This window comes from Sutcliffiella horikoshii, from assembly GCF_021991925.1.
GTDB lineage: Bacteria > Bacillota > Bacilli > Bacillales > Bacillaceae_I > Sutcliffiella_A > Sutcliffiella_A horikoshii_F.
In genome coordinates, this window is sequence record NZ_RXZI01000003.1 from 489417 (window position 1) to 504208 (window position 14792).

At 41.5% G+C, this 14792-nt stretch carries 14 protein-coding genes; 12 read left to right on the forward strand and 2 right to left on the reverse strand.

Annotated features, from left to right (window positions below):
* Positions 1-154 precede the first annotated feature (154 nt).
* The 10 genes from EKQ44_RS11945 to EKQ44_RS11990 all read left to right on the forward strand — a co-directional run bounded on the left by EKQ44_RS11945 (position 155) and on the right by EKQ44_RS11990 (position 10017).
* On the forward strand, positions 155-784 hold the full coding sequence (locus EKQ44_RS11945) for a helix-turn-helix transcriptional regulator (RefSeq protein WP_237663847.1): 630 nt from the start codon (positions 155-157) through the stop codon (positions 782-784).
* A 14-nt stretch (positions 785-798) separates the two neighbouring features.
* Entirely contained in the window at positions 799-1608 is an 810-nt protein-coding gene (locus tag EKQ44_RS11950) for a pyruvate, water dikinase regulatory protein (protein WP_237663773.1), read from the forward strand.
* A 259-nt stretch (positions 1609-1867) separates the two neighbouring features.
* On the forward strand, positions 1868-2338 hold the full coding sequence (locus EKQ44_RS11955) for a YaiI/YqxD family protein (RefSeq protein WP_237663774.1): 471 nt from the start codon (positions 1868-1870) through the stop codon (positions 2336-2338).
* A gap of 31 nt (positions 2339-2369) precedes the next feature.
* Complete coding sequence (gene dnaG, locus EKQ44_RS11960; protein WP_237663775.1) at positions 2370-4184, forward strand: DNA primase; 1815 nt, start codon at positions 2370-2372, stop codon at positions 4182-4184.
* Between the two features lie 45 nt (positions 4185-4229).
* Positions 4230-5354, forward strand: coding sequence for an RNA polymerase sigma factor RpoD (gene rpoD, locus EKQ44_RS11965; RefSeq protein WP_064099988.1), 1125 nt, complete (start codon positions 4230-4232; stop codon positions 5352-5354).
* A 121-nt stretch (positions 5355-5475) separates the two neighbouring features.
* Entirely contained in the window at positions 5476-6003 is a 528-nt protein-coding gene (locus EKQ44_RS11970; protein WP_237663776.1) for a hypothetical protein, read from the forward strand.
* A 143-nt stretch (positions 6004-6146) separates the two neighbouring features.
* Positions 6147-7286 (forward strand): acyl-CoA dehydrogenase family protein, encoded by a 1140-nt coding sequence (locus EKQ44_RS11975; RefSeq protein WP_237663777.1) that lies wholly within the window; start codon positions 6147-6149, stop codon positions 7284-7286.
* Positions 7287-7694: 408 nt separating this feature from the next.
* Positions 7695-8078: a cytochrome c550 gene (cccA, locus tag EKQ44_RS11980; RefSeq protein ID WP_237663778.1), complete on the forward strand. Its 384-nt coding sequence runs from the start codon at positions 7695-7697 to the stop codon at positions 8076-8078.
* 114 nt (positions 8079-8192) lie between these two features.
* On the forward strand, positions 8193-8912 hold the full coding sequence (locus EKQ44_RS11985) for a tRNA (adenine(22)-N(1))-methyltransferase (protein ID WP_237663779.1): 720 nt from the start codon (positions 8193-8195) through the stop codon (positions 8910-8912).
* On the forward strand, positions 8896-10017 hold the full coding sequence (locus tag EKQ44_RS11990; RefSeq protein WP_237663780.1) for a Nif3-like dinuclear metal center hexameric protein: 1122 nt from the start codon (positions 8896-8898) through the stop codon (positions 10015-10017). Before EKQ44_RS11985 ends, EKQ44_RS11990 begins: the two co-directional genes overlap by 17 nt.
* Positions 10018-10140: 123 nt before the next feature.
* Here the strand turns inward: EKQ44_RS11990 and EKQ44_RS11995 are convergent, their stop codons facing one another.
* Both EKQ44_RS11995 and EKQ44_RS12000 read right to left on the reverse strand, forming a co-directional pair.
* Entirely contained in the window at positions 10141-11091 is a 951-nt protein-coding gene (locus EKQ44_RS11995; RefSeq protein WP_237663781.1) for a 4-hydroxy-3-methylbut-2-enyl diphosphate reductase, read from the reverse strand.
* A 127-nt stretch (positions 11092-11218) separates the two neighbouring features.
* Entirely contained in the window at positions 11219-11971 is a 753-nt protein-coding gene (locus tag EKQ44_RS12000; RefSeq protein WP_237663782.1) for a YqfQ family protein, read from the reverse strand.
* Between the two features lie 514 nt (positions 11972-12485).
* On the opposite strand from EKQ44_RS12000, the gene EKQ44_RS12005 reads away from it, so the two are divergent.
* Both EKQ44_RS12005 and EKQ44_RS12010 read left to right on the forward strand, forming a co-directional pair.
* On the forward strand, positions 12486-13793 hold the full coding sequence (locus tag EKQ44_RS12005) for a DEAD/DEAH box helicase (protein ID WP_237663783.1): 1308 nt from the start codon (positions 12486-12488) through the stop codon (positions 13791-13793).
* A gap of 72 nt (positions 13794-13865) precedes the next feature.
* Positions 13866-14765: a deoxyribonuclease IV gene (locus tag EKQ44_RS12010; protein ID WP_331254660.1), complete on the forward strand. Its 900-nt coding sequence runs from the start codon at positions 13866-13868 to the stop codon at positions 14763-14765.
* Positions 14766-14792: the final 27 nt, after the last annotated feature.

A 14792-nucleotide genomic window follows, 5' to 3' on the forward strand; every position in this document is an offset into this window, starting at 1 on the left:
TAAAGGCATTACCTCACAATATTTAGTCAGCCTCTTTCCAATTCTTCTGTTTATCAGTATAATTAGTATATATCAATTACATATACAGTATGTCACAAATAGAAAAGCGGAGTGCACCTTCATCTCCCCATAACCGAATAGGTGGTGAACGACAATCGAACTGAATAAACGGCAAGAAACCATTTTACAAATTGTAAAAGATCAGGGACCGATTACAGGTGAAGCAATAGCGGATCAACTTAACCTGACAAGGGCAACTCTACGTCCGGACCTTGCGATATTGACTATGGCGGGCTATCTTGATGCAAGGCCTCGGGTCGGTTATTTTTATACTGGCAAAACGGGCTCACAGCTTTTGTCTGATAAAATAAACAAAATACAGGTCAACGACCACCAGTCCATACCAGTCGTTGTGCATGAAAGTGTCTCCGTCTATGATGCAATCTGTACGATGTTTTTAGAGGACGTAGGGACACTTTTTGTCGTGGACAACTTCTCTATCATTGTGGGAGTGCTTTCCCGTAAGGATCTGTTGCGAGCTAGCATCGGGAAGCAGGAACTTACTTCTATCCCGGTTAATATTATCATGACGAGAATGCCTAATGTCACGTATTGCTTTAAAGAAGATCTAATAATTGATGTAGCACAAAAACTGATAGAAAAACAAATAGATGCTCTTCCGGTCGTCAAGAAAACGGATAAAGGCTACGAAGTAATCGGTAGAATCACCAAAACTAACATCACGAAAGTGCTGGTGGCACTTGCACACGATGACATTATCTAGATTGGAGGAGAATCATGGAAAAGCGTACCGTATATATTGTATCGGATTCTGTTGGGGAAACAGCAGAGTTGGCAGTCAAAGCGGCAATAAGCCAATTTAATGGCGCAAGCTTTCACTTGAAAAGAATTCCCTATGTAGAGGATATCGCTACCTTGACGGAAGTGATTTCCATCGCTAAACTCAATCAGGCGTTGATTGCATTCACGCTTGTTGTACCAGAAATGAGAAAGCACCTCGTATCACTGGCCAAAAAAGAAGGAGTTCCTGTTTATGATATCATTGGGCCTTTGGTTGACTTGATGGAAGAGGAATATGGGGTTAAACCGAAATACCAACCTGGCCTTGTACGTCAGTTGGATGATGATTATTTCAAAAAAATAGAAGCAGTCGAATTTGCTGTAAAGTATGATGATGGAAGAGATCCAAGGGGGATCATCAAAGCAGATATCGTACTTGTAGGGGTATCAAGAACGTCCAAAACACCGCTATCCCAATACCTTGCCCATAAGCGCCTTAAAGTGGCAAACGTTCCGATTGTGCCAGAAGTGGATCCGCCGGAGGAATTGTTTAAAGTGAATCCGGAAAAATGCTTTGGCCTAAAAATCAGCCCGGAGAAATTGAATGATATCCGTAAAGAAAGATTGAAAGCGTTGGGACTTAATGATAAAGCAGCCTACGCCAACCTAGAAAGAATTAAAGAAGAATTGTCATTTTTCGAATCTGTTGTAAATAAAATAGGTTGTGAGGTTATCGACGTTACCAACAAAGCCGTAGAAGAGACCGCCAACCTAATAGCCAACATATATAACAAACGATTGAAATAACGGAGCGCTTTTATAAGTGCTCTTTTTCATGGACTAAATATCCATTGATTTATCAGTGCGAAACAGTAGTCAATTCATAAACTTTATACTATAATAAAAAATTGTGATAAAAATTACTTGATAAGGTTTAGAGTGAAGGATTATCGAATAAACTAAAACTAGTTATAAGTCAAGGGCAATTTTATAGTTTCGTTCGACAACTGAAAAAAACATAGCGAAAAAAGAAGGTTTTTGGGAAGGGATGTAGAAACCATTTAACATGCAAAATAATCGAAAACCTATTATTTTGGTGGACGCGGATGCTTGTCCTGTAAAAGAAGAAATAAGTAGGATCAGTCATACATATGAAATAGATGTCTGCTATGTTGCTTCTTATTCCCATGTCATGACCAACAAAACAGAAGGTACCTGGATCTATGTGGATGATGAAAAGGAATCTGCAGATTTATATATTTTAAATCATGCGAAGAAGAATGATGTAGTAGTCACGCAAGATATTGGTCTAGCAAGTATGTTGGTGTCTCGAAACGTTTACGTTCTCACTCCTCGTGGAAAACTATATGAAGAGAGTGAGATGGAACTGAGCCTTCATATGAGATTTTTATCCGCGAAAGAACGCCGTAAAGGGAACTATTCCAAGGGACCCAAAGCTTTTTCGGCGAATGACCGAGAAAGATTTGTCCACTCCCTGAAAAAAACTTTGTCGAAAATTGCAGGAATTCTCGAGTAGAGATAGAAATAGTTAATCACGGAGTGTTGTTATGAATTATCGAATTCCTGAACAAACAATTGATCAGATTAGACAGTCTACCGACATTGTTGATGTAATTAGTGAATACGTGCAACTGAAAAAGCAAGGTCGCAACTATTTCGGACTATGTCCATTCCATGGGGAAAGTACTCCATCTTTTTCTGTTTCGCCAGACAAACAAATCTACCACTGTTTCGGCTGTGGAGCCGGTGGGAATGCTTTTAATTTTATCATGGAGATAGATGGGGTAAGTTTTGTTGAGGCAGCACAGAAGCTCGCCAAGTCATCCAATGTAGAGGTGGAAGTACCGGAAGCATCACAACGTGAACAATCCGGACAGCCCAAGGAAACAAAATGGATGATGGATGCTCACTTGCTTTTGCATAAATTTTACCATCATTTGCTTTTAAATACAAAAGAGGGTCAAGAAGCCTATGATTATGTGACTGGCAGGGGCTTTACCGATGAAACCTTGAAGAAATTCGGAGTAGGCTATGCTCTTAACAGTTGGGATTTTGCTTTGAAATTCCTGACCAAAAGAGGCTATAACCAACAGCTTCTCGAGAAAGCGGGACTGTTGATCGAGAAGGAACATACGGCAGAGTACTTTGACCGCTTCAGGAATAGGATTATGTTTCCTATCCATGATCATAAAGGAAATGTTATTGCTTTTTCGGGAAGGGTACTTGGAGAGGGAGAACCGAAATATTTGAACTCACCTGAGACTCCCCTTTTCAATAAAAGTAAGATTCTCTACAATTTCCATCAGGCACGCCCTCATATCAGAAAGCAAGAACAAGTCATCCTCTTTGAAGGCTTTGCGGACGTCATAGCTGCTGATGGAGCGGGATTTCCCAATGCAATTGCTACAATGGGGACCTCGTTGACAGAGGAACAGGCCCGTATCATACGCAGACATGTGGAAAGTGTCGTCATCTGCTACGATGGAGATAATGCTGGTATCGAAGCTGCTTACAGGGCAGCCAATATACTGATACAGCAAGGTTGCTATGTAAGGATTGCCATGATGCCAGATAAAATGGACCCTGATGACTATATCCGTGCTAAAGGATCAGACGCATTCCAAAAGGATGTAATAGGGGCAAGTTTAACGTTCATGGCATTCAAGCTCAGGTATTTACGCAGAGGAAGAAACATGAACGATGAAGGCGAACGGATGCGGTATGTGGAAGATGTTCTGAAGGAGATCAGCATGCTGACTAAAGCGGTGGAGCGGGATCATTACCTTCGTCAGTTATCTGATGAATTTTCCATTTCGTTAGATGCTTTAAAGCAGCAGCAGTTCCAAGTGTACAAATCTTTAGTTCAAAAAAAGGATTATAACGAGCAGAATAGAATAAATATACCTAATAAGCCAAAAATCTTCTCCCAAGCGTTAAAGCCGGCTTATTTAAATGCAGAACGCTATTTGCTTGCACATATGCTGAAGGATAGGAATGTTTCGGAAAAAGTGCAAGCAGCGATTGAAGGCTCCTTCATAATAGAGGAGCATCGGGCTATAGCCACTTATTTATATGCCTTTTACGAAGAAGGCTATGAACCGAACATCAGCATTTTCATGGAGCGCATCCCCGAACAGGAGCTCAAGAAGATCATTTCCGAACTCGGTATGCTTACGCTTGAGGAAGAATTAAGTGATGCGGTGTTACATGATTATATGAAACAGGTGTTTAATTATCCAAAATTGTTAACAATAAAAGAAAAAGAGCAAGAAAAGAAACAGGCAGAAGCACAAAGTGACTTTCTGGGTGCTGCACAAATCGCGATGGAAATTATACAAATGAAAAAAGAGTTAAAACAATAAATATACCTCTTTATCGCGTTCAATGTTGGAAGGAGGGGACAGTTGATGGCTGAAAAATCAGCGCAATCAAAAGAGATGGAAACAGAATTGACCATCGAACAAGTAAAAGAGCAACTAACAGAAGTGGGTAAAAAACGTGGTGTCCTTACCTATGAAGAGATAGCCGAAAAAATGGCTGGATTTGAGATAGAGTCCGATCAGATGGATGAATACTACGAGTACCTTGGCGAACAAGGTGTGGAAATCATTGGTGAAGCAGAATCCGATGATGATCCAAACACTCAACAGCTAGCAAAAGAAGAGGAATTTGACCTCAATGACCTTACAGTACCACCAGGTGTGAAAATCAATGACCCGGTAAGAATGTACTTGAAAGAAATCGGCCGTGTCGACCTTCTATCAGCAGAGGAAGAAATCAGCCTTGCTAACCGAATTGAAGAAGGTGACGAAGAAGCGAAACGTCGACTTGCTGAAGCAAACCTACGCCTGGTTGTAAGTATCGCCAAACGCTATGTGGGACGTGGAATGTTGTTCCTTGACCTTATCCAGGAAGGAAATATGGGGCTGATCAAAGCGGTAGAAAAGTTTGATTATCGTAAAGGGTTCAAATTTTCTACATATGCAACATGGTGGATTCGTCAGGCTATCACGCGTGCTATCGCTGACCAAGCAAGAACCATTCGTATCCCTGTTCATATGGTGGAAACCATCAACAAACTTATCCGGGTGCAACGTCAGTTGCTTCAGGACCTTGGTCGCGAACCGAGTCCGGAAGAAATTGCAGAAGACATGGATCTGACCCCTGATAAAGTCCGTGAAATCCTTAAAATAGCGCAGGAGCCTGTTTCACTTGAAACTCCGATTGGGGAAGAGGATGACTCTCACCTTGGAGACTTCATTGAAGACCAGGATGCAACGTCTCCTTCCGATCACGCTGCCTACGAACTTTTAAAGGAACAATTGGAAGATGTTCTTGATACACTTACAGACCGTGAAGAGAATGTCTTGCGTCTACGCTTTGGACTGGATGACGGCCGTACACGAACTCTTGAAGAAGTTGGTAAGGTCTTCGGGGTCACAAGGGAGCGTATCCGACAAATTGAAGCCAAAGCCCTGCGTAAACTGAGACACCCAAGTCGCAGTAAACGTCTAAAGGATTTTCTAGAATAAAATCACATACGGAAATAGTTTGCTTTTCTTAAAAGAGTAAGCTATTTCTCTTTTTTTGCAATTCTTTACTTTTATAATATTCAGTTATCTAAAACCGGACTTATTACTGGAGTGTTAATCCGTGAATGTACAAAGGAAACAAACAATCGTTCAAGAAATTGAATACTGGAAGAAAAGTCGCATGCTTCCAGAACAATATTGTGATTATTTATTGGCGTTATATACAGAGGGAGAAGTCGTTAAACGTAAGGATAGAAAAAGGAAGAAGATCTTATCTACCGTTTTTACATGCCTGATACTTTCACTTATCCCGATAACATTTCTTGTCATTTATTTTACTGAAATGCCAGTTCATTTGCAAATGGTCCTGATAACTTTTTTTATTCTGCTTTCTTTCATCGGGAATTTTACTTTTCGAAAAGAACAAATTCTGATACATATCCCAGTCATTGTAAGTGCGCTGCTTTTTCTAATCTTATCCATCAAACTTCTGGAACTGAATGCCTTCCAGCTGCCCGCAACCTTTATCAGCATTACTTTTCAGGCACTGATTTGGTTCATTCTTGGTTTCTTTAAAAAGTGGTACTATTTGAACATTGCAGCCATCATAACCGTGGTATTGCTTGTTGTGAATATTATTTCAATGTAATTTACTTATAATTTATTTATTTTAAAAAGTTGTGAAAATTCCCTCATATCTATTATAATACAAATGAAAGCGCATTCAACATTTTGTAGGATGGTAGAACAATTAACGGCTAATGTTTTTCAAACAACAGGGGGGGAAAGATTTTGAACTTTGATTTAACGTCAGAACAAACGATGATTAAGAAAACAATTAGAGAATTTTCCGATGAAGTGGTAGCTCCTGGAGCACTACAACGAGATCGGGATAAGAAATTTCCTATTGAGGTTTTTCAACAGTTATCACAGCTGGGAATGATGGGGTTACCATTTCCAGAGGAATATGAAGGAGCAGGTGCAGATACGGTAAGCTTTGCGATTGTGGTGGAAGAATTGAGCCGTGCTTGTGGATCTACTGGAATCACCTATTCCGCACACGTTTCACTTGGAGGGGCACCTTTAAATTTATTCGGTACAGAGGAGCAAAAGCGTAATTATCTAGTACCTATTTGTACGGGAGAATCACTTGGTGCGTTCGGATTGACCGAACCCAATGCAGGATCTGATGCAGGGGGCACCCAGACTACAGCTGTGGAAGATGGGAATGACTTTATCATAAACGGTAACAAATGCTTCATTACCAATGCTTCCTATGCAAAGCATTTGGCCTTGACTGCTATCACCGATAAAAAAGGAAACGAAAAGGAAATCTCGGCTGTAATCGTTCCGACGGATGCCAAAGGATTCCAAGTGATTGATAACTATGAAAAAATGGGTCTGAATGCTTCCAATACGACGGAATTGGTACTAGAGGACGTAAGGGTGCCTCAAGAGAACCTTTTAGGAAAGCGTGGGGAAGGCTTTAGGCAGTTTCTTATCACACTTGATGGAGGGCGTATCGGAATTGGCGCCATGGCTGTTGGTATTGCTCAGGCTGCTTTTGAGCGAGCGCTCGCTTACTCAACCGAAAGAAAACAATTTGGTCGATCTCTATCAAGCTTCCAAATCAACCAATTCAAACTTGCCGATATGGCAATGAAACTGGAATTGGCAAGAAACATGGTCTATAAAGCTGCATGGCTAAAAGATCAAGGGAGACCTTTTTCAAAAGAAGCATCCATGTGTAAACTATACGCTTCAGAGGTCTGCATGGAAATTGCCGATCAAGCTGTCCAACTTCACGGCGGATATGGGTATATGAAAGAGTATCACGTCGAACGCTTCATGCGCGATGGAAAACTATTAGAAATCGGCGAAGGTACCTCCGAAGTACAAAGAATGGTCATTGCTAGATCATTAGGGATTTGATAATTGGGATTGGCCAGTGATTTTTCCTAGCTGTTGATTGGAGCAAAAGGCGTAGACTCCAGTGGGGGAGAAGCGACAATCTTGAGACCCCACAGGCGAAGCCGAGGAGGCTCAAGGTCGCCCCGCGGAAAGCGAAGCCTTTTGCGGAAATCAACAGCGGTGTTGGTATAGAGCTTCATTATTCACAAAAAAATTACTAAAAACACATCACTTGTCACATTTTGAGGTACAATATAGTCAAGAAATATAAAAACCTTCATCCTTCATGATGAAGGTTTTTGTCTAAACTGTGAATTTAAGAGAGAAGTTGGCATTTTAGTCTTTTCCTATAGTAAAATATAAAGTAAAATAGAGAGTGCTTGTATAAGATTAGACTCACGTACATGTACATAAGGAGGTTTGAATAGCATGAATCGTAATCCACTTATTCCTTTTGCATTTATTGCGGTATTAGGTCTCGGACTAATGTTCTTACTATCTTTCGTTGGACTTGATCAAGCAGAAAAAATCGCATCTGGCGAAGATGAAACAGTAGAATTAACTGCGGAAGAACTTTACCAACAAAACTCTTGTATCGGCTGTCACGGCGGCAACTTGGAAGGGGCAGGAGCTGCACCGGCATTAACTGATGTGGGCGATAGACTTTCTCAAGATGAGATTAAAGACGTTATCATCAATGGGCAGGGGTCAATGCCAGCTAACCTAGCTTCACCTCAAGAAGCTGAAGTGCTTGCTGAGTGGCTTGCCAATGGTGCTGAAAGTGAAGAAGGCCAAGAAGAAGGCGAAGAGTAAGATTTGTTTTATTAGCAAAATGTTACACATATAAAAGATCCTTTGCATTTGTGAAGGATTTTTTTTTATACTTAGTGTTAAGCAATTAAAATACATAACAAAGAGGATATTGACATGAATGAATTAAAGCTCTCTAAACGTTTGGAAGCTGTGGCTTCTTTTATACCAAAAGGCAGCGTATTGGCTGATATCGGCTCCGATCACGCGTATTTGCCATGTTATGCCTATTTGCAAGGGATGATTGAGAAGGGGATAGCAGGTGAAGTGGTGGAAGGTCCCTTTCAATCTGCTGTTCAACAGGTTCGCAAAACAGAACTGGACCGCGTCATTGAAGTTAGAAAAGGGGATGGACTTGAAGTCATCTCTCCAAATGAAGTTAGTTGTATTACCATTGCGGGAATGGGTGGATCCCTGATCCAATCCATCCTAGAGAAGGGGAAGGAGAAGCTCGAAGGAGTTCAAACGCTTATTCTCCAACCGAATATAGGTGCGAAAAAAGTCAGGGAGTGGCTCCTTGCAAATGGATGGCAACTCATAGCAGAACAGATATTACTGGATGACGGCAGAATATATGAAATTTTAGTGGCAGAGCGTGGCGATAGCGAAAAGCCATATACTTTCAAAAAGGATGCGTACTTACTTGTAGGACCGTTCCTCGCTAAAGAAAAAAATGATGTCTTTGTGCAAAAGTGGACCCATGAGCTTGCCCATTGGAAGAAAATCGTAGCACAGCTGGAGGTAGCTGCCAAAACAGAAGCGAATGAGATGAAAATGAAAGAACTTGGTGAGAAAATCCAGTTGGTAGAGGAGGTATTAGGTGTTGAAAACAGTTAACGGTCTACAAGTGATAGAATGGTTTGAACAGTTCTCTCCTAAGAAGTACGCCGTTGAAGGGGACAAGATCGGCCTTCAGATTGGAACGTTGAACAAGCCTGTACACAAAGTGATGGTTACATTAGATGTGCTTGAACAGGTCGTGGATGAAGCGATTGCTCTTGATGTGGATTTGATTATTGCACATCATCCACCTATCTTTAGAGCTCTTCCAAATGTAACCGACAACTCTGCAGCAGGAAAGATTGTCACTAAGTGCATCAAACATGACATCAGTGTATATGTAGCACACACGAATCTCGATGTGGCAACCGGTGGGGTGAATGACCTGCTTGCTGAAGCTTTGGAGTTGGAAGACGTGAAAGTTCTTGTACCCACTTATTCGGATGAACTGCGTAAACTTAGTGTGTTTGTTCCTATTTCGCATGCGGAAGAGGTAAGGGAAGCCCTTGGAGAGGCAGGGGCAGGTCATATCGGGAATTATAGCCACTGTTCTTTTAGCTTGGAAGGCGAAGGTCGTTTTCTTCCTTTAGATGGGACAGACCCCTTTATCGGAAAGAAAGGCCAGCTTGAAAAAGTAGAGGAAGTACGGGTAGAAACAGTCTATCCTGTAAGTTTAGAGAGGCGAGTATTGAATGCGATGGTGAAAGCCCATCCTTATGAAGAGGTAGCCTATGATGTTTTCAAACTTGAAAATACATTGAACTCACTTGGCTTGGGACGAATAGGGAAATTGAAGGGCGACATGACCTTATCCGAATTTGCCTCCCATGTTAAAAAGGGATTGGGTGTTGAAAATGTCAGAGTGGTCGGAGATTTAAACAGCAAGATTGAAAAAGTAGCTGTGCTTGGCGGAGACGGCAATAAATATATTCATGCTGCAAAATTTGCCGGTGCAGATGTGTATGTGACAGGAGATCTTTACTTCCATACTGCCCATGATGCCATGGCAATTGGATTAAATGTTGTCGACCCAGGACATTATGCCGAGAAAATCATGAAAAAGGGTGTGGCTCAGAGACTGGAGAAGGCCGTGCAGGAGAAGAATTGGGAGCTCGACGTCCTAGTTTCGGAGACCAACACAGATCCTTTTACGTTTATGTGATAATTTTGTTGTGGAAAAAGAAATGATCCTTTGCAGGGTTGTTTCTTTTTTTGATTTAAGCGTACTATCTCGTTTCATTCAAAAAACACCCTCCTAATAGGAGGGTGCAATAAACGATGAACCTTATGAAGTTTTCGCCTTCTTCACTTTCGGCAAAATCTTTTGCAATGGAACATTCTTCGTGGTGTTCCACGTATCTTTATTCAATGGATCAAACTGCTCCACAAACTGAATGACTTCCTTAGTGATCGGGGTCGGAGTCGAAGCACCGGCTGTTACGGCAACTGTGCTGGCACCCATCAACCACTCTACATTCAACTCACTGATATCAGAAATGCGATAGGCAGGGGTTCCTGCAATCTCCTGTGACACCTGTGCCAAACGATTCGAATTATTACTCTTAGGGTCACCTACCACTATTGTCACATCAGCTTGTCCTGCCTGTTCGGCCACTGCTTCCTGTCTGACCTGAGTCGCAAGGCAAATTTCCTTGTGCTGCTCTACGTGTGGGTATTTTTCCTGTACCTTCACCATGATATCCGCAACATCCCACTGACTCATGGTCGTTTGGTTGGTGACAATGATTTTTTCATTATCAATGGTTAGAGCGGCGACATCTTCAGCAGTTTCCACCAGATGCACGATGGAAGGGGCTACACCCACTGCACCTTCCGGCTCAGGGTGTCCTTTTTTACCGATATAGATCACTTCATACCCTTGAGCTTCTTTCATGCGAATCAAGTCATGTGTTCGTGTAACGTCCGGGCATGTCGCATCAATGGTAGTCAACCCTTTTTCCTTGGCACGGACCTTTACTTCAGGAGATACACCGTGTGCAGTAAAGATGACGGTCCCTTCCTTGATCTGGTCAAGAATTTCAAGACGGTTTGCACCGTCCAATGTGATGATACCTTCTTCTTCAAAAGCATCTGTTACATGTTTATTATGAACAATCATACCCAGAATGTAGATTGGGCGTGGTAATGTTTTATCTAATGCTGCATTTCTGGCAATCACCATAGCATCCACTACACCGTAGCAGTAGCCACGAGGGGCGATTTTAATAAGTTCCATATAGGGAAAACCCTCCTTACATCAATATAGGCTTGAAAAAGAGCCTAAATAAAGAGAGTGGTCAACACTCTCTCACTACTTACATCCTATTATAGTATAAAATGAAGGGTTAGTACAAAAGAAGATATTAGATATAAAGTTTTGGTGCAGAGCTGCCTTTTGGTTTTGCTTCATCATCAGCATTATCAGATTTTGGTTTACGGCGTACTTTTTTCTTTTTGGCTACCACATCATCACTGTCAGAAGTGACCTTAACCTCTGTATCCTCACCTGATTGATCTTCAGAGGAAGTTTCTTCTGTTTCATCGTCAGTGTCATCGACATTTTTCAACTCACTATAAAGCTTAATCATGGCAGGGACATTTCTTACAAGAGGTCCATATTGCTGAACCATCGGCATGACACCTTCTGCCATTTTTAGCGCTTTTTGAACATTGCCAAGCATGCCTGTTAAATTGTTGGGATTTATAAGCTGCTGAAGGGTACCGGCGTTTGCGAGCTGGCTTAGTCCTCCTCTTGCACCTGTATTGGCTGCCATCTGTCCCATTCCGCTCATATTTCCAATACTGTTAGCCCCGCCCCTTCCGAAAAGTTTGGCAAGCAGACCGCCGCCTCCTTTACCGCCGCCCATTCCCATACCTCTGCCTGATCCGCCCATACCCATTCCCATACCTCTGCCTGACCCACCCATAAATGGAGAAGGGTTTCTCATCATCATAGGATTTTGCATGTTGGACATATTGCTCATATTCGAATTGGGCATAGTAAACATATTGAACATGTTATTCGGTTGTGACTGCATAAATGGAGATGGGCCATTGCCCATGCGAAAAGGGGATTGCTGCATCGGTGACATAGATCGATTTGGTCCAAAAAACATGGTGATCCTCCTTTCTTCCTAAAAAGAATGTATTATTTTGTTAGGCTCTTTTCGTAAACTTTGTTGTTTTTACGTACTGATAAAATGGCCGTAACCTTCGTTATTTTCGTGCTCTTTTCCCTCCAATACTTAATTTGTTACTGTAACCTTTAAAGTCTCTGAACAGTAAAAAGTCCAATTGCCGACTTTTTACTAGAGAATAGCAACAATCTTTGAGAAAAGAGCCTGTTGTTATTAGGTTCGGCGTTTTTCCACAAGGTGGATAAATGAAAATAGCCTAATCTTTTCTGGTCTCCTATAATTTATGCGAATGGTGCTTGGCATGTTTATTGTGTGGAAAGAATGGGCACAACCGTAGTGTAGCCAAAATGGAAAAACTGCTTTATAATAGGGGTTTGGGTTGAAAAGACTGAACAGGACAACAAGAATAAATATTTTAACAATCAAAATAGAACTTTAAAATAATGACATAGATACATATTCCATGCATGATTTTAAAAGTGGAGGTATATAGATGAATACAACGTTTGAAAAATTTAAAGTAAAGCCGTTTATTTTGGAAGCGGTAAAAGAATTGGGTTTTCAGAAGCCGACAGAAGTCCAAGAGAGAATGATTCCATCTTTATTAAATGGTGAAAGCGCCATTGGCCAATCCCAAACAGGGACAGGAAAAACCCATGCCTATCTTATTCCAATTATAAGTAAAATCGATCCATCAGTGCAGGAAGTACAAGCAGTCATCACTGCGCCTACAAGAGAACTGGCGAATCAGATTTACCAAGAAGTGCTGAAGATCACTAAATTCTCTTCAGAGGAAGAAATGATCACAGCGCGATGTTATATCGGCGGAACGGACAAGCAACGAACGATTGATCGTTTAAAGCAACAGCCCCATATAGTGGTGGGTACACCTGGTAGAATTAAAGACCTAATGGTGGAAAATGCCCTTTTGGTCCATACAGCAAAAACGATTGTCGTGGATGAAGCGGATCTAATGCTTGATATGGGATTCATAGAGGATATTGATAAAATTGCAGCGGCAATGCCTAAAAACCTACAAATCATGGTATTCTCGGCGACAATCCCAGAAAAGTTGAAGCCTTTCTTGCGTAAGTATATGGAAAACCCAAGGTATACACATGTTGCCCCGAAGCAGGTGACAGCAGCAAAAATCAAGCATCTATTGATTCCAGTCAAATCAAAAAGCAAGACAAAGCTCTTGCATGATGTCCTTGTCCAATATAATCCCTATTTGGCGATTGTGTTTACAAACACGAAGAAGAAAGCAGATGAAGTAGCAGACAGCCTATTGGAACAGGGGCTGAAAGTCGGAAGAATTCATGGAGATCTTAACCCTCGTGAACGTAAGAAGATGATGAAGCAGATCAATGATCTTGAATATCAATATGTAGTAGCGACAGACCTTGCGGCAAGAGGGATCGATATTGAAGGGGTAAGCCATGTCATCAATTATGAACTTCCGTCAGACCTGGACTTTTATGTTCACCGTGTAGGCCGTACAGCACGTGCCGATTATTCAGGTAATGCCATCACTCTTTATGAGCCAGCTGATGAGAATGCATTGGCACAGATTGAAAAGCTTGGCATTGAATTCACTCAAATGGACTTGAAAAATGGCGAACTTGTTGAAATTGGTCCACGTAACAAGCGACAAAACCGCAAAAAACAGATCAATGAGATTGATGTAGCGGCCAAAACAGCTGTTAAAAAATCCACCAAAGTCAAGCCTGGCTATAAAAAGAAACATAAATACGAGGTAGAGCAATACAAGAAAAGACAACGTCGCCTCAAAAAGAGATAATCAAAGTACTTGGATAACCTTTCACGGCATCCTTATGTTAAAATAAAGACTGATTTTAAAAGAGGTGATGTTGTGGAAAATTTACTGATTGGTTCTCATGTATCCATGAGCGGAAAAAAAATGCTGCTTGCAGCAAGTGAAGAGGCTGCATCCTACGGGTCGAACGTATTCATGATCTATACAGGTGCTCCCCAGAATACAAGAAGAAAAAAAATCGAAGACCTAAACATTGAAACAGGTCTTGCACATATGAAAGAGCATGGACTAAAGGAAATTATCGTTCACGCACCATATATCATCAATATCGGCAACTCACAAAAACCTGAGACATTCGAGCTAGGCGTGAACTTCCTCGCAGAAGAAGTTAGAAGGACAGAGGCTATAGGCGCAAAGCAGATTGTCTTGCATCCTGGTGCCCATGTTAGTGCAGGGACGGAAGTTGGCATTTCCCAGATCATAAAAGGATTGAACGAAGCGCTGACAAAAGAGCAGAACGTCCAGATTGCATTGGAAACGATGGCAGGGAAAGGTTCAGAATGTGGTCGTACCTTTGAAGAACTTGCTGCAATCATTGATGGGGTCCATCTGAACGAGAAGATTTCCATCTGCTTGGATACCTGTCACGTTCATGATGCAGGCTATGATATTGTGAATGATTTTGATGGGGTATTGAAACAGTTTGATGACATCATTGGGCTAAACCGTCTTAAAGTCCTTCATATCAATGATAGTAAAAATGTGTGTGGGGCAGCAAAAGACCGTCACGAAAACATCGGATTTGGTCATATCGGTTTTGATGCAATCAACTATATCGTGCACCATGACCAGTTGAAACATATACCTAAGATTCTTGAGACGCCTTATGTCGGAGAAGATAAGAAAGACCGTAAACCGCCATATAAGCACGAGATTGAAATGCTTAAAAATCGACAGTTTGATGAGGAACTGTTAAACAAGATTTTAAACGACTAAAAGTCTGAAGCCAGGAACCGAGTTCCT